Source organism: Nonomuraea polychroma (genome assembly GCF_004011505.1).
GTDB lineage: Bacteria > Actinomycetota > Actinomycetes > Streptosporangiales > Streptosporangiaceae > Nonomuraea > Nonomuraea polychroma.
The window spans coordinates 6214279-6236484 of the sequence record NZ_SAUN01000001.1; the positions used below are offsets into that span (position 1 = coordinate 6214279).

Below are 22206 nucleotides of genomic sequence, written 5' to 3' on the forward strand. Positions count from 1 at the left end.
TGTCGCCTGATCGCCACTCGACCGTTCAACGCGCTCATGCCGGGCGCTAGTTACGAGGGGAGTGTCCCCTCAGGGTTCCCTCAGAGGTCCGGCGTCGGCGGGTACAGCTGCAGCAGCTTGTTCTTGGCCTTCTGGTCCTGGTCCTGGTCCTGGTCCTGGTCCTGGCGCGCGGCCTGGTTCTGGCTCTGGTGGTTGTTGTTGTGGATCCAGACGTGGGCCTTCTGCTTGTGGCGGAAGTGGAAGCTCTGGCGGTGGTGATGATGCTGCTTGGGCTTGGCGTAGCTCACCACGGGCGCCTTCTTGACCGGCTGTGGCGGCGCGCCTCCGGTGACGTAGGTAGTGATGGACGCGGCGTAGGCGGTCGAGGAAGCAGCCAGCGTGACGGCGGCAGCGGTCATAGCGACGCTGACTGCGAGAGCCGCGGTCGCAGTCTTGAACTTGGGCATTGAATTTCCCCCCAAAGGTTCGGTTGCCCTGTTCTCCATATTTTCCGGACAGGTTTGGAAAATATTGCAGGATGGCGGCTAAATGCGCTATCCGTGCGTTTTCTTTCCGGGATAAGTGTCCAGCAAACGGGGGCTTTCGTGATGTTTGCCTGATTCTAACAAATCCATGGGCCGCTAAGCCTTCATGAAATAAAACGAAATGGGGCGATTTGTCGGTTTTATCCGCGCGGCCTACAGGGGAAGCGAAGAACTGGAAACACATGAATACGCTCTCGGCGGCGAAAGCTGAGCCTGGATCCGCTTACGCCGTGAGGCGTGGTTAATCGGAGGAGGTGCAAGACCATCCTCGCCGGGCTGTCGCAGCAGCGTGGCGGGACCTGAGCGCAATCCGACCCGGAGCCCGCCGGGGAAGGTGGCGCAGCACTGACAGAGCGGGGATGGTAGGGCGATATGTGCGAAGCCACATCAAAGACTGAAAATCCCAACCGCAGAGCGCGGACAGCATTGCCACTCGACAGAAGCGCTTATCCCAGTCCGCGTGTGAATTTCGAGGCCTCATGCCGAGAGAAGCCGATGACATCTCATATTCGACACTCCTCGTCAAGAAGTGGCGTTCACGCCGAGCCACTCCAACGCGTCCGTGGCCGAATGCAGCACCGAGATGTGCCCGTCCTCCGGATATCGCCGCAGCTCGGCACGAGGGCAGTGGCGGGCCAGCCACTCGCCGTGTGAACTGGGCACGACCCGGTCCTGGCCACCGTGCATGAGCAGCACCGGCGCGGTCACCTGGGCAGGATCGCACCCCCACGGGGCCACATATGCGAGGTCGTCGTCGATCAACCCGCCGGGACCGTTCTCCAGGGCCGGCCCGACGACGCTGTCGAACCAGGACCACTCGCCGGTGAACGCCGCGTGATCCACTGGGGCGAACATCTCCGGGTCGTACTCGGCCGTCGCCTCGTGTCGTTCCTTCGCCGCGCGGCCCGCGACGGCGGCACGCAGGGAGGCCTCTCCGGAGGTGGACATGCCGGCGAACCAGTCGAGGTCCTCCGCGCCGTACGGGGCTATGCCCGACACGCTGACCGCGGCCAGGACCCGGTCGGGCAGCAGGGCGGCGCAGGCCAGGGCGTGTGAGCCGCCGCCCGAGTGGCCCATGACGGCGAACCTGTCGATGCCCAGAGCGTCCGCGACGCGCCTGACGTACTCTGCCGCCGAGGACACGTTCCGGCCGGGGACGGGGGTCGAGCCGCCGTAGCCGGGGCGGTCGTACGACACCCAGCGGATGCCGAGCCGGTCCGAGGCCGGGAAGAGGGGTGCCGGGGGCGTGCCGATGTTGGGCGTGCCGTGATGCCAGAAGACCGTCAGCCGGTCGGCGTCGGCGACCCTGTCATAGACGTGCAGCCTGCAGTCGTCGCCGAGATCCATATCCAGCTCTTTCACCACCCGGCGAGCCTAGCGACCAGGCAATCCGCGCGCCAGGTGTCTCACCGGGGCCGTACGCGTACGGCCCCGGCGAGCGTTGTCAGAGGGCGAGCAGGGCGGTGACCGGCAGGCGGGGGTCGGACAGCGGGCGCATGGCGATGCGCAGCAGCGCCAGCGCGTTGTCGTCGCCCGCGATGCGGTTGGCGCTGAGCTCGCCGCACGACTGGCAGTGATGGATGATCAGCCACTCCCCGTCCGGCCGGACGGTGACGCTCAGCGCCGCCATCCGGCCCCGGCAGCCCGCTCGCCGGTCCCCCGGGATCCGGCGGTCGACGTGCAGGCTGGTCAGGCAGTTCGGGCAGTGGTTGCGGTGCGCGGTGCCCGGCGCGATCATCGGCACGTCGAGGCGGCAGCCGACGCAGCGGAAAGCGTCGGCTGCCGGCTCTCGGTCATGATGGAGGTTCTTGCGTCGTTGCGGCCTCTCCCGGGCCGGGTTCCTCCTGGGCATGTCACAGGTCGCCGAACGCCTCGAGGGGGAACGGCGGCTGCGCGAGCGGGCGTACCGCCATGCGCATGAGGATGAGCTGGTTGTCGTCCCCGCAGATGGGGTTGGACGTCAGCTCACCGCAACGGGTGCAACGATGAATGATCATCCAGTCGCCGGTGCGGAGGACCGCGATCGAGATCGGGATCATCCGGGACCGGCAGTCCGACGGGCCGCCTTCCACGCGGTCAACCGTGTGCTGTGAGTGCAGGCAGCTCGGGCAGTGGTTGCGGCGGGTGCCGTCAGGTGCGGTCGCGGTCACGGTCAGGCCGCAGCGTACGCATGGGAAGGTCTCGGTGTTGACGATGGAACGTGGTTTGCCGTTGGCAGACAACGCGGGTACTCCTTGCCGAAATGGGTTGGTAAGGCAGCAAGGAAGTGCGCCTGGGCGAGCCACGCGATGGACGCGGGCACGCCGATGCCGCGGGCGGTCCGGCCCCGGTCAGAACGATCTCAGGTGTCGTGAGTCAGAGACAGGAGTCGCCGGCAGCACATCGAGGCGCACGTGGCGCGGTGCCAGACATAAACCCACTCCCTCCACGGCGGCGTGAACCGCCGATTCGACTCGGCCTCGTGCGAGGGTAATGGGGCTCTGCGGCGCACCGCCAATGGTTTTCCTGCCGACGAACCCGCTTCGACGCTAGCTAATGTCCTGGACGGCGTCCCCAGGAATGCGGCCGAGAGCTCGCAGGAGCACGCCAAGCGAGTCCTCTGGAGCCTGCCCGGCGGTGTCTATGACGATGCGCTCCCGGTCCCACGGTTCGTAGTCGCGGTCGATGATCTGCTGCCAGTCGGGCAGGTGGTGGCCGGGAATGTCGGTCGACCGCGAGGTCGCACGGTGCCGGTGCTCGATCGGGTCCGAGCAGATCACTTCCACCTCTGCGGTCGGTACACCCGCCTCGGCCCCCACTTCTCGCCAGGCGTCACGGGTGATCTCCACAGGATTCACGGACTCCGCGATCACGGTGAGTCCGCCGCGAAGATGGTCCCCGGCCAAGGCGTAACCCACGATGTAGCCGGCGGGGCCGAGGAGCCGGCGAGCCAGGCCGGACCGGATGATCGCCTGCTCAATGGTGTCGATGCGCAGATGGACTCCGCCTATGTGCTGGGCGAGGAGACGGGCGAGCGTGGTCTTTCCCGTCGCGGGCAAGCCCCCGATGACGATGAGCATGCGGTCAATACTGTCCCGACGAGCCGTGGAGGCGGCACTGGAGATCCACCGAATAAGGTTCTAGATTCGGACTCATGGGTATCGGGCTGACCGAGGAACACCTGGCGTTGGCCGCCTCCGTGCGGGGGCTGGCGAAGCGGACCGACGAGCACGCGGCCCTGGCCGGGCAAGGGCTGCTGGGACTGCATCTGTCCGAGAAGTGCGGCGGGCAGGGGTATGGGCTGCTGGAGTTGTGCGTCGCGCTGGAGGTGCTGGGTGAGCTGCGCGTCCCAGGTCCCTACCTGCCGACGGTCGTGGTGTCGGCGGTCCTCGCGCGCTCGGCCGGCCGGCACGATGACCTGATCAGGGCACTCGCCGGCGGCTCGACGACCGCGGCCGTCGCCCTCCCGGCGGACGGCCTGGGCAGCGGGGGCGGGGCGACGGCGCTGGGGGCGCGGGACGCGGACCTCTTTCTCCTACCGGTGGGTGATGGCGACTGGGCGGTGGTGGGCCGCGAAGACGTCCTCGCCGAGCCCGCCGACGGCATCGATCTCGACCGGGTCCTCTGCTCCGTGACGCCGCGCCGGCCCGTGCCCGCCGACCGGGTGCTCACCGGCGCGCCGGTACGGGAGATCGCCGCGGTGCTGCTGGGAGCGGATGCGTGCGGGGTCGCGGCGTGGGCCGTGGCGACGGCGGCCGACTACGCGAAGGTACGCGAGCAGTTCGGCCGGCCGATCGGGCAGTTCCAGGGCGTCAAGCACCGGGCGGCGGCCGCGCGCGTGGCGTTGGAGCAGGCTCGTGCCGCGGTATGGGACGCCGCCAGGGCCTTGGACGCCGTCGCCATGCCATCCGTCGCCATGCCATCCGCCGCCATCGGCCGGCCGTCCGCCGGCATCGGTGAGCCGACCGTTGGGGATGGCATCGGCCTCTGTGACGAGACGCGGCTGGCGGTCGGGGTGGCGGCGGTGCTCGGGCCCGATGCGGCCGTGCGGTGTGCGGCGGACATGATCCAAGTTCTCGGCAGCATCGGGTACACCTTCGAGCACGACGCCCACCGCTATTACCGCCGCGCCCTGTCCGACCGCATGCTGGCCGGCGACCCCGGTCCCTGGGCCGAGGAGGTGGCCGGGCTGGCCGTGGCTGGCACGCGGCGCGCGATGGAGCCGGATCTCCCGGAGGAGGCCGCCGCCGTCAGGGACACGATCAGGGCGGAGGCGGAGTCGCTGCGGGCGGAGGAGCCGGCGGTCAGGCGGGCCCGGTTCGCACGGGAGGGCTGGATCATGCCGTACCTGCCGAGGCCCTGGGGCAGGGACGCCTCTCCGCTCGAGCAGGTGATCATCCACCAGGAGTTCCGCGACCTCAAGCGCCCGAACCTGGGCATCGCGGCCTGGGCGGTCCCGTCCATCGTCCGGTACGGCACGCGTGAGCAGCAGGAACGTTTCCTGCCGGGCACGCTCGCCGGCGAGATCGTGTGGTGCCAGCTGTTCAGCGAGCCGGGAGCCGGCTCCGACCTGGCCGGGTTGTCGGCGAAGGCCACGAAGGTGGAGGGCGGCTGGTCGCTGACCGGGCAGAAGATCTGGACGTCGCTCGCGCAGTACGCCCACTGGGGCATCTGCCTCGCCCGCACCGCTCCGGAGCGGCCGAAGCACGACGGGATCTCGTACTTCCTGGTGGACATGTCCTCCCCCGGGGTCGCCGTCAGGCCGCTCAAGGAGATCAACGGCGAGGAGATCTTCAACGAGGTGTTCCTCGACGACGTCTTCGTGCCGGACGACCTGGTCGTCGGCGCGGTGAACGAGGGCTGGCGGGTGGCCAGGGACACGCTGTCTCACGAGCGCGTCGCGCTCGGCGATTCCTGGGGGCCCGGCTCGCAGCACACCGACATGGTCAAGCTGATCGCCCGGCTGCCCACGCTCCGGCAGGCGCAGCGTGAGCAGGCGGGACGCCTGTGGGCGGAAGGCCAGGCCATCTCGGCGCTGGGCCTGCGCGTGACGCTGTCGAAGTTGTCCGGCGCCGACCCCGGGGCGGCCTCCAGCGTCCGCAAGCTGCTCGGCATGCGGCACGCGCAGGCGATCTCGGAGTTCTGCTGGTCGCTGGCCCCGGCGGACCCGTACTGGAACCGCATGATCCTCACCACCCGCGCGTTCACGATCGGCGGTGGGACGACGGAGGTGCAGCTCAACATCATCGCCGAACGGGTGCTGGGACTGCCGCGGGATCCCTGATCAGGGTTTGGGGTAGTACGGGGCCGCCAGGTGCGCGTACACGATCGTGTTGTCCTGGTAGCTGTGTGCCTGGCGGTCGAACGCCCCGCCGCAGGTCACCAGTCGCAGGCCCGGATAGCGGAGCTCGGCGTAGACCTTCTTGGCGGGGAAGCGTGTTTTCGGCGTGTGTTCGACCTTGTCGACGACGAAGACGGCAACCGAGCGGTCGGCCCGCAGCACCTGGATCTGGTCGCCGCGCTTGACGTCCTTGAGGCGGGCGAAGACGGCGGGGCCGCTCCTGGTGTCGAGGTGTCCGGTGATCACGGCGGCGCCGCGCTGGCCGGGCACGGGGCCGTAGCGGTACCAGCCGGCGAGGTTCGGGGCGTCGAGCGGCGGGTTCTGGATGGCGCCGCTCGCGTCCAGGCCCAGCTCCGTCAGCGGCGCGGCGACGCCGATGGACGGGATGTAGACGCCTGTGGGGCGGGCGGGCTCCATGGGCTCGGCCATCTTGGAGAGTGGCACGCCCGTGACCGGCGCCGGGCGTACGGTCGCGACCGGCGCCGCCTCGGGTTCGCCGCCCACGATGCCGCTCAGCCCGAACCAGATCAGCAGCGCCCCGGCCAGGGTGATGACGCCCGCGAGGAGCAGGATCAGTCGATGCCCGCGAGCAGCCGGTTTGTCGGCCACGCTAGGCGACGACATCCTTGCGGCGCCGTACCGCGAACCCGGCCAGGCCGGCCCCGGTCAGCAGCGCGGCGCCGCCCAGCGCGAACGGCCACACCGCACCGTCCTCCGCGATCCCGCCACCGCCGGTCTCCGGATGCCCCTTCGGCACCTTGTGCTCCCGTTCACCGGCAGGCCGCCACTCGTCCTCATTCGCGTCAGGCCCCGGCTGAGGGGGCCAGGGCTCCTCCTCCGGAGGCGGCGCGCTCGAGCCGGGGTCTTCGGGCGGTGCGGTGTCCTCCGGTGCGGATTCGTCGCAGAGGATCGGCAGCGGAAGGAGACAGGTGGGGATCACGTCCGGCAGCTCAGGGCCGGACTGTGCGGAGGCGGTGCCGATGCCCGCCGCCAGGCTCACTCCTGCGACCATGAATGCCGTTACCGCTCCCGCTGCTGCGAGACGTCGCGCTCTTGCCATGAAGGCTCCCGAATTCGTCGGCTGTCGCCCCCGATGCACCAGAGAGCCTTGCGAACTATTGGACCCAGAGTCAAGTAATGTGACCGAAGCGCAACAGGCAGATACGGAGTGTTTGGGTAGCCGCTGGCGTGGCAGAAGTATTCCTCTAGGGGGACAAAAGCCATGAGTCAACCACAACAGCCCGAACTTCGTAGATCAGGCAAAGCGGCTACCGACTCCACATCCGCCCACGCCATACCTGAGACGAAGAGCGGCGCCAAGCGGCGGGCCACCCGCCCGCACGGGACCGACAAGGGCGGCAAAGGCGGCGGCAAGGGCGGCGGAGTGCCTCCCGGCCAGCGGTCGCCGTATCCGGAGTGAGGCCAAAGGTGAAGGGAAGCCTGCAGTTCATCGGCAACGCCACCACGCTGATCCGCTACAACGGCTTCACGCTGCTGACGGATCCGAACTTCCTGCATCGGGGGCAGCGGGCGTACCTCGGGTACGGCCTGAGCTCGCGCCGTCTCACCGACCCCGCCGTGGAGATCGAGGACCTGCCGACGCTCGACGCGGTGGTGTTGTCCCACATGCACGGCGACCACTGGGACCGGGTCGCCCGACGTGGCATCGACAAGGACACGCCGATCATCACCACCACCACGGCGGCCCGTAAGCTGCGCTGGCGCGGCTTCCGCAGCAGCGTGGGCCTGGAGGAGTGGCAGGAGCACAAGCTCCGCGGCTCCGGAGGCATCGTCAAGATCACGGCCCTGCCCGCCAGGCACGCGCCCGGCGCGGCCGAGGCGCTGCTGCCTCCGGTGATCGGCACGATGGTGGAGTTCTGCAACCGGGACGAGCGCGTCGAGCTGCGCCTGCACATCAGCGGCGACACCCTGCTCGACCGCCGCCTGGACGCGATCCCGCGCCGCTTCCCCGAGATCGACCTGGCCATCGTGCACCTGGGCGGCACGAAGCTGGGCACGCTGATGGTCACCATGGACGGCGAGCAGGGCGCCTCGTGGGTGGACGTCATCAATCCGAGCACGGTCGTGCCGGTGCACTACGACGACTATGCCGCCTTCAGCTCACCGCTGGACGACTTCCGGCGGCACATCGAGCAGGCCGGGCTGGCCGACCGGGTCGTCTACCTGGAACGAGGTGAAACCCGGGAGCTCGCCCCGCACCGGCTCATCCGCCACTGATCATGCTGCCGGAGGACTAGTCGGCGTTCCTGGCGCGGCTCGGCTGGACGCGCATCGGCTCCCCCGGCATCTTCGGGTAGTTGGGCGGATAAGGCATGTCGCCGCGCTCGTCCTTGGCGTACAGCTCCAGCAAGGGCTCGATCGAGTATGCCTGGTCGTCGATGGCCGCGTGCACGTCGCCCACCTCGGCGAAGCGGGCCGGCACCGTGCGGATGTCGAAGTCCCGCGGGTCGGCGTCCGTCAGCTCGTCCCAGGTCAGCGGTGTCGACACGGGCGCGTGCGGCTGGGCCCTGATGGAGTAGGCGCTGACCACCGTGCGGTCGCGGGCGTTCTGGTTGAAGTCGATGAAGACCCGCTGCCCGCGCTCCTCCTTCCACCACGCCGTGGTCACCAGGCTCGGGTCCCGCTCTTCCACGGCCCTGGCCAGGGCGATGCCGGCGTGGCGGACCTCGATGAAGTCCCAGCGCGGCTCGATGCGCACCGCGATGTGGGCGCCCCGGTTGCCCGACGTCTTCACGAAGCCGGTCATCCCCAGCTCGCCCAGCACCTCCTTGGTCAGGAACGCGGCCTTGCGCGCGGCGTCGAAGTCCAGGCCGGGCTGCGGGTCCAGGTCGATGCGGAGCTCGTCGGGGTGCTCGACGTCAGAGGCCCGCACCTGCCAGGGGTGGAAATCGATGGTGCCGAGGTTGGCGCAGTAGGCGATGGCGGCCACCTCGGTGACCCGCAGGGACTGTGCCGTGCGGCCGCTCGGGAACGTGACGGTGACCGACTGGAGCCAGTCGGGATGTTTGGGCGGCATGCGCTTCTGGTAGATGGCCTCGGTCTGCACGCCGTCGGGGTGGCGCTTGAGGTTGGTCGGCCGGTCCCTGAGCGCCCGCAGCGCGCCCTCGCCGACGCTCACGTAGTACTCCACCAGGTCGCGCTTCGTTGCGCCGATCTCTGGAAAGTACACCTTGTCGGGGTTGGTGACCTTGACGGTTCGCTCGCCAACCTCGAGCTCTATGAACGGCGATGCCATGCCCTCGAACCTACTACCGTCCTGTGACATTGCGGCGGGTCCGCACCGCAGGTCCACGAACAGGCGGCGATGGGGCGCCAATGAGCAGGCCGGGCCGTCGCCCGCAGGAGCGGGGAAGGCGGGGAACCGGCCTCACGGGGTGAGGCCGATGGACAGGGCGGGCCCGCCCCGGAGCCTCCTCGGTGGCGGGACCGAGGGCTCGACGGGGCGGGCCAACAGATCGTCCGTCGCCGTTCCGGGCGCTGGCGCGCCACCCGGCCGGCCGTGACGATCCCCGCGGCTCCAGCACGGGCGTGGGCTGTGCCGCTCGGCGGGATCGGCGGACGATCTCACCCCTTGGCAGGAGGCGATGACACCCCCTTGCCTACAAAGACGCGAATTCCGCCCGGAATGGATGCTTCACCCTGCGGAGATCTCTTTTTGCCAGATCTCGTACTCTTAACGTATGGAAAAGGTCGTCAAGAGCGAGGCCGAGTGGCGGAGCCAGCTTTCCCCTGAGGAGTTCCACGTCCTCAGGGAGGCCGGCACCGAGCGCCCGTTCACGGGGGAATATGTCGACACCAAGACCGAAGGCGTCTACTCGTGCCGGGCCTGCGGCGCGGAGCTGTTCCGGTCTGACACGAAGTTCGAGTCCCACTGCGGGTGGCCGAGCTTCTTCGAGCCTGCCGAGTCCGAGGCGGTGAGGCTGATCGAGGATCGCAGTCACGGCATGACCCGGACGGAGGTGCGGTGCGCCCGGTGCGACTCGCATCTCGGGCATGTGTTCCACGGCGAGGGATATCCGACTCCGACCGACGATCGCTACTGCATCAACTCGGTCTCGCTCCGGCTCGAACCCAAGGCGTGATCGACTCGCGACTCCGCGTACCAATCCGCTGCGGCGGGTAAAACCGACGCGTGCGGTTCGTTCATCTCCGGCACCGCTGGGTGACGATAGAGACCATCGGTCGCATCGTGACCCAGCGGTGCCACGTGTGCGCGAAGACGCGGGTACGCGTGCGCTGAGCCGCTCAGTCGGGCGCCGGATGGGTGACGCTGCAGCTCTTGTCCGACGGACCGAGGATATTGGCGAGCACCGGGTTGCCGTTCTCCCCGAACTTCGCCTGCACGAACACCACCGGCCTGGCCACCCCTGCGGCCTTCAGGTACGCGAGGCCACGCTTGCACAACGTTATGGCATGGGTGGAATTGTGCGCACTCCCCGGTAAATCGGTATAAATCCGCAAATAACCGCCGATGGTGCGGATGTCTTTGAGGTGTTTCAGCGCCTTGTCGTCCGGGCCCCACCGCGTACGGAAATACTCCGCCGCCTGCCGGTCCGTGTGCGCCGAGGGCCCGTCGGCGCGGTAGCCGTCGGTGTCGTCCATCCCGGGCACCAGCAGCACGGCCTCCCCCGGCTCCTCCCCCGGCGGCGCCGAGCCCTCGACCGTGCTGGGGCCGGCGCTCTCCTCCGGCACGGGCCTCGTGGCCTCCTTGGGCACCGGCACGGGCACGGATTGCTCGATCTCGCGCGCCGAGGCCTGCGCGCTCGGCCTCGGGCTCGCCGCCCCTCCCCGGCCGGGCACCGCCGTGGCACGATCCTCCTCCGCGGCCACCTGTGGCCCGGACGTCCCCGGCTGCGCGGGGGCCCTGGAAGAGGCCACGGGCGCCCCTCCGAAGGTCCCGTTCGCGCCCAGCAACCCGGCCACCCCACCGGCCAGCGCCAGCGCCCCCAGCACCAGCCCTCGCCGCCCGGCACGGCGACGCCGCCGCCCGCGCCGGGAGCGGCCCGCCGCGTGACGACCGGCCGCGCGCCGGCTGCGACCCGGCCTTCCAGATGTCTCCACCCCGCCCTCCTTGCCCCCGTGGAACGTGCCACTGCAGGTCACGCCCCACGAACAAGGGATTCCCTTGATTGTGACAAAGGGGGTAGATCACTTCAGTTGGATCGCCAACCTGGATCTGACTCCCCCGATCAGGGACGCCGGGCTCGGGTCAGCGGATTACGGCAGGGCGGCAACCAGGTCGCGAACCGGCTTGCGGGCGCCGGTGTAGAACGGGATCTCGATGCGGGTGTGGCGGCGGGCCTGCGCGCCCCGCAGCGTACGCATCAGGTCCACGATCCGGTGCAGCTCGTCGGCCTCGAAGGCCAGCATCCACTCGTAGTCGTTGAGCGAGAAGCAGGCGACGGTGTTGGCCCGCACGTCGGGATAGTCGCGCGCCATCCTGCCGTGCTCGGCCAGCATGGCCCGCCGCTCGGAGTCCTCCAGCAGATACCACTCGTACGAGCGCACGAACGGATAAACGCTCACGTACGCCCGCGGCTCCTCCTCCGCGAGGAACGCCGGAATGTGCGACTTGTTGAACTCGGCCGGCCGGTGCAACGCCATCGCCGACCACACGGGCTTGCTGTGCCGCCCGAGCGCGGTGCGGCGGAACCTGGCGTAGACGTCCTGCAGGTCCTCGGGTGTGGGCGCGTGCCACCAGAACATGTAGTCGGCGTCGGCCCGCAACCCGGCCACGTCGTAGACCCCCCTGGTCACGACGTCCTTGCCGGCGGCCTGCTCCAGCAGCTCCTCGACCTCGCCTGCCAGGCCGTCGCGGTCGACGGGACACGGCTCGGTCACCTGGAAGACCGACCACATCGTGTAACGGATCACCTGGTTGAGATCGCGGGCCTTGAGCCGCGGAGCTGCCTCTGTCATGTTTCCTATTCTGCTCGCAGAGACAGGTGGTCCAGAACCCGGGCGGCTGCCGTGCGAGCGGTGCCGACGCAGGCCGGGATGCCGATGCCGTCGTAGGCGGCGCCGCAGACGGCGAGGCCCGGCTGCATCGCGACCGCCGCGCGCACGCGCGCCACCCGGTCCAGGTGGCCCACGTTGTACTGCGGCAGCCCGCCTCCCCAGCGCGACACCCGGCTGTCGACCGGCAGCCCGCGCACGCCCATCACGTCGGCCATCTCCGCCGTGGCCAGCGACACCAGCTCGGCGTCTTCGCGCTGGAGCAGGTGCTCCTCGCCGATCCTGCCGATCGAGCACCGCAGGATCACCAGGTCCTGCGCCAGGTGTGGCCATTTCACCGAGCTGAACGTGACCGCCTTGACCGGCCGTCCCTCGACGGGCGGCACCAGGTAGCCGCTGGTGGCGGGCGGCTCAGGGAAGGCGCCCAGCGGGTACGCGAGCGTGACGATGGCCATGCTGGCGTACTCGATCCTGGACAGCTCCCCCGCCGCCTTGGGCGCCTCGGCCTTGAGCAGCCGGGCGGCGGCGGGGCCCGGCGCGGCGACGATCACCGCGTCGGCTTCGAGGGCCTCGGGCCTGGGCACCGGCCCGGTCACCAGCCGCCAGCCCTCCTCGGTCCTGTGCAGCTCCCGTACGGTGACCCCGGTCCTGACATCAGCCCCCGACGCCTTGGCGACCGCCTCGGGAAGCGCGCCGACTCCGTTCTTCAACGACGTGAAGACGGGCCCGGCGTCCTGGGGCGTCTCCTCGACGAGGTGCCTGGCCGCGGTCAGCAGCGAACGCTCCGACCGGGCCACGGCCGCCACCCGCGGCATCGTGGCCTCCAGCGACAACATGTCGGAACGGCCCGCGTAGACGCCGCCGAGCAGCGGCTCCACCAGCCGTTCCACGACCTCGCCGCCCATCCTGGCGCGGATGTAGGCGGCCACGGACACGTCGGTGCGCACCAGCGTGGGCGGCAGGATCTGGTCCAGCGGCACGCGCAGCAGCCCGCCCGGCGAGATGATGCCCGACCTGGCGAGCTCGGTCAGGTCGGCGGGCACGCCCATGACCTGCCGCTTCGGCATCGGGTGCAGCGCGCCCCTGGTGTAGATGGCCGACTGAGTGGTGCCGGGGAACACCAGGTCGTCGCCCAGCCCGACCGCCCTGGCCAGCTCCGCGCCCTCGGGCCGCCTGGCCAGCATGGCCTCCGCACCCGCGTCGACGCTCACCCCGGCCACCTCCGAGGCATACAGCTTGCCCCCGATGCGTGGGCCGGCCTCGAGCACGGTCACCTTGACCCGCTCGCCCGCGCCCTGGCGGATGTACCACGCGGCGGCGAGACCGGAGATCCCTCCGCCGACGACGACTACGTGCGCCCGATTCCCTTCCACGTCTCCTGACGCTACCGCCTCATCGGCTCGCCCAGCCGCTCGGGGCCGCGAGCGGCTGCGAGGGAGTGCCGAGGCCATGAACACAGTGACCGTACCGTGATTCCTCCTTTCAAACCGGGATGATCCGCACGACGTCTTAAGGGCATGAGGAGAATCCGGCACGGTATCGCGTTATCGGCCGCCTGCACGGCCCTGGCCCTGACGGGCTGCGGTGGTGGGGGTGCGATCATGCAATCGAGCGGCGAAGCCCCGATGAGCCAGGCCGAGTCCGCGCCCGCGGCCGCGCCCCAGGACCAGTACTCCGAGAAGGCGGCCCAGCCCCAGCAGACCAGCCGGGACGGCATCGTCTCGAACGTCAAGGTGACCGCGCAGGAGCGGCAGGTCATCTACACCGGCAGCATGACCGTGCGGGTCAAGAAGGTCGCCGCCGCCGTCGAGCAGGCCAAGCAGATCGTCACCGCGGCCGGCGGGTACCTGTCCAAGGAGGAGAGCAGCTCGGCCAGCGACTCCAGGGACTCGGCGACGCTGGAGTTCAAGATCCCGCCGACCGGGTACGCGTCGGTGCTGGCGCGGCTCGGCAAGGAGCTGGGCATGCAGCTCTCCATGAAGCAGGCCACTCAGGACGTCACCCTGAAGGTGGCCGACGTCAACAGCCGGCTGAAGTCGGCCGAGCAGTCCCTTGAATCGCTGCGTTCGCTGCTGAAGCGGGCCGACACGATCGGGCAGGTGCTGGAGGTCGAGCGGGAGATCTCCGCTCGCGAGGCGGACCTCGAGTCGCTGCAGGCGCAGCAGAAGGAGCTGGCCGCTCAGGTGTCCATGGCCACGCTGACGCTCCGGTTGGCCGGGCCGGTCGCGGTCGTGGAGGAGCCGGAGGAGGAGCCCGCCGGGTTCCTCGGAGGGCTCAAGGCGGGATGGAACGCGCTGGTGTCCTTCACGAAGGCGGTGCTCACCGTGCTGGGGGCGCTGCTGCCGTGGACCATCGTCGCGCTGCCGCTGGTGGCGCTGCTGTCCTACCTGATCCGGCGCAACCGCGCCCGGCGCCCCACGGCCCCGACACCTCCGCCCGGCCCGCGTCCTGGCAGCCCGGACCCGGAGGCCGCCTGACCCGCCGCCACCGTCCACCGCCCCCCGCAGGCACCCACGTCCAGGCATAGGCGCCAGGGCGCGAAGACGTCCGCCCCTCAGGCGTCCGCCTCTCAGGCGTCGTCCGCCTCTCAGGCGTCGGCGTCAGGACTCGGGCGTGAAGGCGTGGACCAGGTCGGTGAGGCGCTTGAGCTGGTCCGGGTCGGTCGAGGGCAGCACGCCGTGCCCGAGGTTGAACACGTGTCCTTCGGCCGCGCGCCCTCGCCGCAGCACCTCGCGGGCCTTGCGCTCGACCACCTCCCACGGCGCCAGCAGGATCGCCGGGTCCAGGTTGCCCTGCAGCGCCTTGCCCGGCCCGACCCGGCGGGCCGCCTCGTCCAGCGGCACCCGCCAGTCGACCCCCACCACGTCGGCGCCCGCCTCCCCGAGCACGCCGAGCAGCTCGCCGGTGCCGACGCCGAAGTGGATGCGTGGCACACCGGCGATGCCCTCGAAGATGCGCCGGGTGTGCGGCAGGATGAACTCCCGGTAGTCGTCCACCGCCACGGCCCCCACCCAGGAGTCGAAGAGCTGCACGGCCGAGGCGCCCGCCGCGATCTGGATGCGCAGGTGCTCCAGCACGATGCCGGACAGCCGCTCCATCAGCGCGTGCCACAACTCCGGAGCGCCGTACATCATGGCCTTGGTCCGGTCGTGGTTCTTGGAGGGGCCGCCCTCGATCAGGTAGGAGCCGAGCGTGAACGGCGCGCCCGCGAATCCGATCAGCGGCGTGCCGCCCAGCTCGCCGGTCAACGCCTGGATGGACTCGGTGACGAACGGCACGTCACCGGGCTCCAGCGGGCGCAGCGCCTCGAGACCCTTGGCGTCGCGGATGGGGTCGGCCACGACAGGTCCGACGCCCGGCTTGATGTCGAGGTCCACGCCGATGGCCTTGAGCGGCACCACGATGTCGCTGAAGTAGATGGCCGCGTCCACCCCGTATCGGCGGACGGGCTGCATGGTGATCTCGACGATCATGTCCGGCGTCGCGCAGGCGGTGAGCATCGGCACGCCCTCGCGCACCTTGAGGTATTCCGGCAGCGACCGGCCGGCCTGGCGCATGTACCAGACCGGGGTGTGCGGAACGGGCCGGCGGCGGCAGGCACGCAGGAACGGCGAGTCGGCGAGGTTCACCCCACAAGGGTGCCATGACCGGGGGCCGGTCCCCTCATTGGCAAGCGAGGTGTCGGAAAAACATGCATTGGACACACCAAATCATGATCAGATAGCAGGATGAAGGTTTACCGGTCCGCGGGGCCTCGGCATGGGACCTGCGTCGAACATGGCCCATGGCGTACCAGAGAGCCGGTCTCGAATGGGTCAAATGTTCGCCAACCCACCGCGCGGCACCGATTCAGCGACCACTTTCGGGACACGCCGAGCGCGTTGCGGGGAATTGTCAGCGGCTCGTGCCAACGTCGGAGCCACGACCCGAAGGAAAGGCCCCGTGCGATGACCGCGTTGTGGAGTTCCCCAGAGCGCCGCAGTGAGCGCTGCGTCTCCTGCGCCGGTGAGCGGCTGTTCGAGCAGCCGCCATGCTTCGACGGACACGAGCCGGGACAGTGCCCGGAGTGGGCCTGCGTCGAGTGCGGCCACGCGATCATGCTCGGCTCCGCCGAGTCGGTCAGAACGGTTCGCCGGCTCGTTTCGGCTGCGGCTTGATCAGCGAGGATGAGCACCCCCGTGGTCCCCTTCCGTCCGACTTCGACCTACGCTTCCGCTATGACACTCGGTGACCAGCCACCACCTCCAGCGGCGTTCAGGCGCGCGGCGGAGAGCCTGCGGCTGGCCGAGGTCAGGCCCGAGATCGAGCTGGAGGACCTGCCCGCGCCCCAGCGGCTGGCCCCCTACTCGGCCGCGATCGGCGCGTCGGTCTACCGCGACGACGACGAGCTCGCGGTGGGCAGGCTGATCCTGCTCTTCGACCCCGACGGGCAGCGCGGCTGGGACGGCCCGTTTCGGCTGGTGGCCTACGTGCGGGCCGACATGGAGCCGGAGATCACCTCCGACCCGCTGCTCGGGCCCGTCGCGTGGAGCTGGCTGACCGAGGCGCTCGACGCCCACCAAGCCGACTACTCCGCCGCTGGCGGTACCGTGACAAGAGCCGTGTCAGAGGGGTTCGGCAACAAGGCCGAAGACCCGGTCACGACCGAGCTAGAGCTACGGGCGTCCTGGTCGCCCGCCCAGGAGGATCTCTCCGGCCATGTCGCCGCCTGGTGCGACCTCATGTGCCTGGCGGCGGGGATCCCGCCGCTCCCGCCGGACGTGGCCGCGCTGCCCCGCCCACGAGATGATCCGGAGAGTGACCGAACGAAGTGAGGGCACCAGTCAAGACAGCACCCGCGTCATGAGGTCGGTGAACTCATGACAGAAGAACGCACCGTCGAGCCGCTGCTCGAGCCGCGCGAGGGCATTCCGCCGGTGATCGAGGACGCGGAACGTTTCGCCATGGCCGTGGAGCGGTTCGCCGCGGGCAGCGGCCCGGTGGCGGTCGACGCCGAGCGGGCCTCGGGTTACCGCTACGGCAACCGGGCCTACCTGGTGCAGCTGCGCCGGGCGGGGGCGGGGACCGCGTTGATCGACCCGATCGCCTGCCCCGATCTGTCGACGCTGGACGCGGCCGTGGCCGACGCGGAGATCGTGCTGCACGCCGCCTCTCAGGACCTGCCCTGTCTGCTGGAGGTGGGGTTCCGGCCGCGTGAGATGTTCGACACCGAGCTGGCGGGGCGGCTGCTCGGCTACGAGCGGGTGGGGCTCGGCACGATGGTCGAGACCGTGCTCGGGCTGCGGCTGGAGAAGGGCCACTCGGCCGCCGACTGGTCGACCAGGCCGCTGCCGGAGGACTGGCTGCGGTACGCGGCGCTCGACGTGGAGGTGCTCGTCGAGCTGCGGGACGAGCTCCACAGGGAGCTGACCGAGAGCGGGAAGCTGGAGTGGGCGCGTGAGGAGTTCGCCGCCGTGCTCGACACCCCGCCGCCGATGCCCCGCTCCGACCCGTGGAGGCGTACGTCGGGCATTCACAAGGTACGCAACGTGCGGGCGCTCGCCATCGTGCGGGAGCTGTGGACCATGCGCGACCGGATCGCCCGCGAGGCCGACCTCGCGCCTGGGCGGGTGCTGCCCGATGCGGCGATCATCACGGCCGCGCTCGAAGGGCCGCGCACCAAGAAGGCTTTGACGGAGATTTCGGCTTTCACCGGGCGCAGCGCGCGGCGCCACATGAGCGACTGGCTCGCCGCCGTCAACCGGGCCCGCACCCTGCCCGAGAGCCAGCTCCCCCAGCCCAGCACGCCGGGCGACGGGCCGCCGCCGCCCAACCGGTGGGCCGACCGGGATCCGGCCGCCGCCAAACGCCTGGCCGCGGCGCGTGCCGTGGTGATCGCGCTGGCCGACGAGCATCACATGCCGACGGAGAACCTGCTGCAGCCGGACGCGGTGCGGCGGCTGACCTGGGAGCCGCCGGACGAGATCACGGAGGAGACGGTCACGGCCCGCCTGCGCGAGCTGGGCGCCCGCGAGTGGCAGCTCTCCCTCACCGCCCACCCCATCGCCAAGGCGCTCTCCCGCCTGATGGTGTCATGATCATCTGTTACGCGTTGCCGTGGTCTGCCACCCCGGTATAGGACCATCTGTTACACGGTGCCGTGGTCTGCCACCCCGGTATAGGACCATCTGTTACACGGTGCCGTGGTCTGCCACCCCGGTATAGGACCATCTGTTACGCGGTGCCGTGGTCTGCCACCCGCTGCACTTCGGCTGATGGCCCTCCAGGAAACGGCCTCTGAACCCTTCACAAGTGGCCCGCCGTTACGCGAGCCCGCGTTGACCGGCTCCGTGGTTCCAGTGCGACCCGCGGAGCCGGATCATTCTCAGGACGGGGACCAGCGCGTCCCGACGGGCACCTTGCGCGGGCCGGTGGTGGGTGGGCCGTGAGGCGGAGGAGAGGCGCTGGTTCGTACGCTGTGAGACAGGCTTGCGGGAGGCGCTACTTGACGCCTCCGGCGGGACGGCCGTACGGTTCGGGAAAGCGCTTTCCCCACTGTTGACCTGAAGGGATCCTCAATGAGCGTGCGCACCATCGGCGTCGTGATGAACGGCGTCACCGGACGGATGGGCTACCGTCAGCACTTGGTCCGGTCCGTCCTGGCGATCAACGAGCAGGGCGGTGTGACGCTCTCGGACGGCAGCCGGGTGAAGCTCAAGCCGGTGCTCGTCGGCCGGAATGCCGATAAATTGGCAGATATCGCGGCGAAGCATGGCATTCCGGATTTCACCACGGACCTCGACGCCGCCCTCGCCGACGACGACAACGTGATCTACTTCGACGCCCAGGTCACCAGCGCCAGGGTGAAGGCCGTGCTGAAGGCCATCGAGGCCGGCAAGCACATCTACGCCGAGAAGCCGACCGCCGAATCCACGCAGGAGGCGGTGGCCCTGGCCGAGGCCGCCACCGCCAAGGGCGTCAAGAACGGCGTGGTCCAGGACAAGCTGTACCTTCCCGGCCTGCTCAAGCTGAAGAGGCTGATCGACGGCGGCTTCTTCGGCCGCATCCTGTCGGTGCGCGGCGAGTTCGGCTATTGGGTGTTCGAGGGCGACTGGCAGGAGGCCCAGCGGCCGTCGTGGAACTACCGGGCCGAGGACGGCGGCGGCATCGTGCTCGACATGTTCCCGCACTGGCACTACGTGATGGAGAACCTGTTCGGCCGGGTCGAGTCCGTCTACGCCCGCGCGGTGACGCACATCCCGGCCCGTGTGGACGAGCAGGGCAAGACGTACCAGGCGACCGCGGACGACGCCGCGTACGGCATCTTCGAGCTCGAAGGCGGCATCGTCGCTCAGATCAACTCGTCATGGACCGTGCGCGTGAACCGGGACGAGCTGGTCGAGTTCCAGGTGGACGGCACGCACGGCAGCGCCGTGGCGGGCCTGCGCAACTGCCGGGTGCAGCACCGCTCGGCCACCCCCAAGCCGGTCTGGAACCCCGACCTGCCGGTCACGGCGCGTTTCCGCGACGGCTGGCAGGAAGTGCCGGACAACGCCGAGTTCGACAACGGGTTCAAGATCCAGTGGGAGGCGTTCGTCAGGCACGTCGTGGAGGACGCCCCCTTCCCGAACGACTTCGCCTCGGGCGCCCGGGGTGTCCAGCTCGCCGAGCTGGGCCTGCGCTCGAACGCCGAGGGCCGCAGGATCGAGGTGCCGGGGCTGTGATGATCGATCTGCCCGGCGTCGGCGCGTACACGCTGGCCGAGCCGACGGTCTGGCCGGTGTCGGCGACGCCGGCGGCGAGCCGCATCGTGTACGCGGCCGCCCACGTGGTGGCCGACCCGCTCGGTGACAACACGCCCGGCTCCCCCGCCGCCGTGGACTGGGACGCCACCCTGCGTTTCCGGCGTCACCTGTGGTCGCACGGCCTGCGGGTGGCCGACGCCATGGACACCGCGCAGCGCAACATGGGCCTGGACTGGGCGGCGACCAAGGAGCTCATCCGGCGCAGCGCCGCCGAGGCCCGCGCGTTCGGCGACCCGGCGACGCTGGTGGCCTGCGGCGCGGGCACCGACCACGCGCCCGACGCCGGTGACCTGCACACGATCACGGCCGCGTACGCCGAGCAACTGGAGACCGTCCAGTCGGCCGGCGCCGGCGTGATCATCATGGCCTCCCGCCAGCTCGCCAAGGTGGCCACGGGACCGCAGGACTACCACCAGGTGTACGGCAAGCTCTTCGGGCTGGCCGACCGCCCGGTGATCCTGCACTGGCTGGGCGAGATGTTCGATCCGCAGCTGGCCGGCTACTGGGGCTCGCATGACGTGGACACGGCGACCGAGTCGTTCCTGGAGCTGATCCACGCCCACGCCTCGATGGTGGACGGCGTGAAGGTGTCGCTGCTGGACGAGGAGCACGAGGTACGCCTGCGTGCCGCGCTCCCCGAGGGCGTCAAGCTCTACACGGGCGACGACTTCAACTACCCGTCGCTGATCAAGACCGGCTCGCACGCGCTGCTCGGCATCTTCGACGCGATCGCCCCGGCGGCCGCGGCCGCCCTCCAGGTGCTGGATGCCGCCGAGGCGGCCTGCGATGAGGCGGGCCGTGAGCGGCTGCTGGCCTCGTACGACGAGATCCTGGACCCGACGGTCCCGCTGTCGCGGAAGATCTTCGAGACGCCCACGTACCACTACAAGACCGGCATCGTCTTCCTGGCCTGGCTGAACGGCCACCAGGACGCGTTCGCCATGGTGAACGGCGCCCAGTCGGCCCGCTCCCTGCTGCACCTGTCGGAGGTGTTCCGCCTGGCCGACCAGGCCGGGCTGCTGGCCGACCAGGAGCTGGCCGTGCACCGCATGAAGGCGCTGCTGGCGGTGAACGGGCTGTGACGCTTTCACTCAACCAGTGGACGACGAGGCGCTGGTCCGTGGCGGAGGCCGTGGACGGGTGCGTGCGGCACGGCCTGGAGGCGATCGGGCTGTGGCGGCAGAACGTGGCCGAGCAGGGCCTGGCGGAGAGTGTCAAGCTGGTGCGGGACGCGGGGCTGCGAGTGTCCTCCCTGTGCCGGGGAGGCTTCCTCACCGCCGGCGGGCTGCCCGGTGACGAGGGACGCCGCGCATTCGCCGAGGCGCTCGACGACAACCGCCGTGCCATTGACGAGGCTGCCGAACTGGAGGCGGCCTGCCTGGTGATGGTCGTGGGCGGCCTGCCCGGTGTGCAGCCGGGCGAGCCGCTGACCGCGGGCGCGTCGCGCGATCTGGCAGGCGCCCGGGAGCGGGTGGCCGAGGCGCTGGCGGAGCTGGCGCCGTACGCCGGCGAGCGGGGCGTCAAGCTGGCCCTGGAGCCGCTGCACCCGATCTACTGTCCGGACCGGGCCGTGCTGTCCACACTGGGCCAGGCGCTCGACCTGGCCCTGGCGCACCCGGAGGAGCAGGTCGGCGTGGTGGTCGACACCTTCCACGTGTGGTGGGACCCGAGGGTGTTCGACGACATCGCGCGGGCCGGCCGCAGGATCGCGTCCTACCAGGTGTGCGACTACCTGCACCCGCTGCCGGAGGACGTGCTGCTCGGCCGGGGCATGATGGGCGACGGCGTGATCGACTTCAAGCCGATCACGCGTGCGGTCCTGGACGCCGGTTACACCGGTGACGTCGAGGTGGAGATCTTCAACGCCGACATCTGGGCCGCCGACCCCGATGAGGTGGTGGCCACGATGAAGGCCCGCTACGAGGACGTGGTGGTGGCCCGTCCGTAAGAAGGGCTCGGGGCGGCGGCTCGACGGGGCCGCCGCCCGGCATCAGCCCTCGGGTTTGTCCCAGGTCAGCAGGTAACGACGGAGCAGCAGGCGGCGGAAACGGCAGCCGGGCAACATGCGCCGTGCCTCGCGGGCGATCTCTGCCCAGGAGGTCGCGGGGGACATGCCCGGCACGCCGGGCCCGCGCTTGCCGCCGTGGAACACCTTCAGCACGTGCGAGGCCGCCTGCCCGGCCAGCCGGACGATCCAGTCCAGGGGCGTGCGGTCCTTCCCTAGTCCGACGACCACCAGCCGGCCGCCCGGCGCCAGCAGCCGGACCAGCCCGTTCACCGCCTCCCGGAAGTCCGCGTGGTGGATGACCGCGACGGCGGTGACCAAGTCGTACTTGCCCTCGGGGAGCAGTCCCTTCTCGTCGTCGAGGTAGTCGGCCTCGACGAAGGTGACGTTGTCCAGGTCGCCGTACTGCCGCCGGGCCATCGCGATCGCGTCGGCGGCGCGGTCCGCGCCGGTCACGGCGGGGACGCGGGCGGCCAGCTTGCTCACCAGCAGTCCGTCGCCGCACCCGACGTCGAGCGCGCGCTCGCAACCGCCGGGCACGAGCTGTAAGACCAGCCGCTGGTAGTGGACGTTGTGATTCCAGTACGTTTCCGGCAT

22 protein-coding genes are annotated in these 22206 nt (G+C 70.1%); 9 read left to right on the plus strand and 13 right to left on the minus strand.

Annotation, left to right across the window (positions count from 1 at the left end; all coding sequences use genetic code 11):
* Positions 1-80: 80 nt before the first annotated feature.
* The 5 genes from EDD27_RS28320 to EDD27_RS28340 all read right to left on the minus strand — a co-directional run bounded on the left by EDD27_RS28320 (position 81) and on the right by EDD27_RS28340 (position 3583).
* Complete coding sequence (locus EDD27_RS28320) at positions 81-398, minus strand: hypothetical protein (protein ID WP_127935086.1); 318 nt, start codon at positions 396-398, stop codon at positions 81-83.
* Between the two features lie 648 nt (positions 399-1046).
* Positions 1047-1886: an alpha/beta fold hydrolase gene (locus EDD27_RS28325; protein ID WP_206641692.1), complete on the minus strand. Its 840-nt coding sequence runs from the start codon at positions 1884-1886 to the stop codon at positions 1047-1049.
* A gap of 82 nt (positions 1887-1968) precedes the next feature.
* A complete protein-coding gene (locus tag EDD27_RS28330) occupies positions 1969-2376 on the minus strand; it encodes an RNHCP domain-containing protein (RefSeq protein WP_127935087.1) in 408 nt (135 codons plus the stop codon).
* A gap of 1 nt (position 2377) precedes the next feature.
* Positions 2378-2746 carry an RNHCP domain-containing protein gene (locus EDD27_RS28335; RefSeq protein WP_127935088.1) on the minus strand — a complete coding sequence of 123 codons (369 nt, stop codon included), beginning with the start codon at positions 2744-2746 and terminating at the stop codon, positions 2378-2380.
* A gap of 306 nt (positions 2747-3052) precedes the next feature.
* Positions 3053-3583 carry a P-loop nucleotide/nucleoside kinase family protein gene (locus EDD27_RS28340; RefSeq protein WP_127935089.1) on the minus strand — a complete coding sequence of 177 codons (531 nt, stop codon included), beginning with the start codon at positions 3581-3583 and terminating at the stop codon, positions 3053-3055.
* 74 nt (positions 3584-3657) lie between these two features.
* On the opposite strand from EDD27_RS28340, the gene EDD27_RS28345 reads away from it, so the two are divergent.
* Positions 3658-5787: an acyl-CoA dehydrogenase family protein gene (locus tag EDD27_RS28345; protein WP_127935090.1), complete on the plus strand. Its 2130-nt coding sequence runs from the start codon at positions 3658-3660 to the stop codon at positions 5785-5787.
* On the opposite strand, the gene EDD27_RS28350 is transcribed toward EDD27_RS28345, so the two are convergent.
* Together EDD27_RS28350 and EDD27_RS28355 are read right to left on the minus strand one after the other, a co-directional pair.
* Positions 5788-6453 carry a class F sortase gene (locus EDD27_RS28350; protein ID WP_241564297.1) on the minus strand — a complete coding sequence of 222 codons (666 nt, stop codon included), beginning with the start codon at positions 6451-6453 and terminating at the stop codon, positions 5788-5790.
* Position 6454: 1 nt separating this feature from the next.
* The gene (locus tag EDD27_RS28355) at positions 6455-6856 is read right to left on the minus strand and encodes a hypothetical protein (protein WP_127935092.1); all 402 of its coding nucleotides are present in this window, start codon (positions 6854-6856) and stop codon (positions 6455-6457) included.
* 416 nt (positions 6857-7272) lie between these two features.
* Between EDD27_RS28355 and EDD27_RS28365 the strand changes: the two genes are divergently transcribed.
* A complete protein-coding gene (locus tag EDD27_RS28365) occupies positions 7273-8082 on the plus strand; it encodes an MBL fold metallo-hydrolase (RefSeq protein ID WP_127935094.1) in 810 nt (269 codons plus the stop codon).
* Positions 8083-8098: 16 nt separating this feature from the next.
* Here the strand turns inward: EDD27_RS28365 and ligD are convergent, their stop codons facing one another.
* On the minus strand, positions 8099-9100 hold the full coding sequence (gene ligD, locus EDD27_RS28370; protein WP_127935095.1) for a non-homologous end-joining DNA ligase: 1002 nt from the start codon (positions 9098-9100) through the stop codon (positions 8099-8101).
* 445 nt (positions 9101-9545) lie between these two features.
* On the opposite strand from ligD, the gene msrB reads away from it, so the two are divergent.
* Positions 9546-9947 (plus strand): peptide-methionine (R)-S-oxide reductase MsrB, encoded by a 402-nt coding sequence (gene msrB, locus EDD27_RS28375; protein ID WP_127935096.1) that lies wholly within the window; start codon positions 9546-9548, stop codon positions 9945-9947.
* A 163-nt stretch (positions 9948-10110) separates the two neighbouring features.
* Here msrB and EDD27_RS28380 read toward each other — a convergent pair whose 3' ends face one another.
* The 3 genes from EDD27_RS28380 to hemG form a co-directional block, all read right to left on the minus strand.
* Complete coding sequence (locus tag EDD27_RS28380; RefSeq protein WP_127935097.1) at positions 10111-10926, minus strand: hypothetical protein; 816 nt, start codon at positions 10924-10926, stop codon at positions 10111-10113.
* Between the two features lie 156 nt (positions 10927-11082).
* A complete protein-coding gene (gene hemQ / locus EDD27_RS28385; protein WP_127935098.1) occupies positions 11083-11784 on the minus strand; it encodes a hydrogen peroxide-dependent heme synthase in 702 nt (233 codons plus the stop codon).
* A 5-nt stretch (positions 11785-11789) separates the two neighbouring features.
* Entirely contained in the window at positions 11790-13193 is a 1404-nt protein-coding gene (hemG, locus tag EDD27_RS28390) for a protoporphyrinogen oxidase (protein WP_241564298.1), read from the minus strand.
* A gap of 228 nt (positions 13194-13421) precedes the next feature.
* Here hemG and EDD27_RS28395 point away from each other — a divergent pair, with 228 nt between their 5' ends.
* Positions 13422-14297 (plus strand): DUF4349 domain-containing protein, encoded by an 876-nt coding sequence (locus tag EDD27_RS28395; protein WP_164903827.1) that lies wholly within the window; start codon positions 13422-13424, stop codon positions 14295-14297.
* 123 nt (positions 14298-14420) lie between these two features.
* Here EDD27_RS28395 and hemE read toward each other — a convergent pair whose 3' ends face one another.
* Positions 14421-15425, minus strand: coding sequence for a uroporphyrinogen decarboxylase (gene hemE, locus EDD27_RS28400; RefSeq protein WP_277750844.1), 1005 nt, complete (start codon positions 15423-15425; stop codon positions 14421-14423).
* 612 nt (positions 15426-16037) lie between these two features.
* Between hemE and EDD27_RS28410 the strand changes: the two genes are divergently transcribed.
* From EDD27_RS28410 to EDD27_RS28430, 5 genes are all read left to right on the plus strand, one after another.
* Positions 16038-16634: a DUF3000 domain-containing protein gene (locus EDD27_RS28410; RefSeq protein ID WP_127935103.1), complete on the plus strand. Its 597-nt coding sequence runs from the start codon at positions 16038-16040 to the stop codon at positions 16632-16634.
* 45 nt (positions 16635-16679) lie between these two features.
* On the plus strand, positions 16680-17897 hold the full coding sequence (locus EDD27_RS28415) for a ribonuclease D (RefSeq protein ID WP_127935104.1): 1218 nt from the start codon (positions 16680-16682) through the stop codon (positions 17895-17897).
* 480 nt (positions 17898-18377) lie between these two features.
* A complete protein-coding gene (locus EDD27_RS28420; protein WP_127935105.1) occupies positions 18378-19523 on the plus strand; it encodes a Gfo/Idh/MocA family protein in 1146 nt (381 codons plus the stop codon).
* Positions 19523-20686 carry a dihydrodipicolinate synthase family protein gene (locus tag EDD27_RS28425; RefSeq protein ID WP_127941012.1) on the plus strand — a complete coding sequence of 388 codons (1164 nt, stop codon included), beginning with the start codon at positions 19523-19525 and terminating at the stop codon, positions 20684-20686. The genes EDD27_RS28420 and EDD27_RS28425 overlap by 1 nt, the downstream gene beginning before the upstream one ends.
* Positions 20683-21552, plus strand: coding sequence for a sugar phosphate isomerase/epimerase family protein (locus EDD27_RS28430; RefSeq protein ID WP_127935106.1), 870 nt, complete (start codon positions 20683-20685; stop codon positions 21550-21552). The genes EDD27_RS28425 and EDD27_RS28430 overlap by 4 nt, the downstream gene beginning before the upstream one ends.
* A 42-nt stretch (positions 21553-21594) precedes the next feature.
* Here EDD27_RS28430 and EDD27_RS28435 read toward each other — a convergent pair whose 3' ends face one another.
* Positions 21595-22206, minus strand: coding sequence for a class I SAM-dependent methyltransferase (locus EDD27_RS28435; protein ID WP_127935107.1), 612 nt, complete (start codon positions 22204-22206; stop codon positions 21595-21597).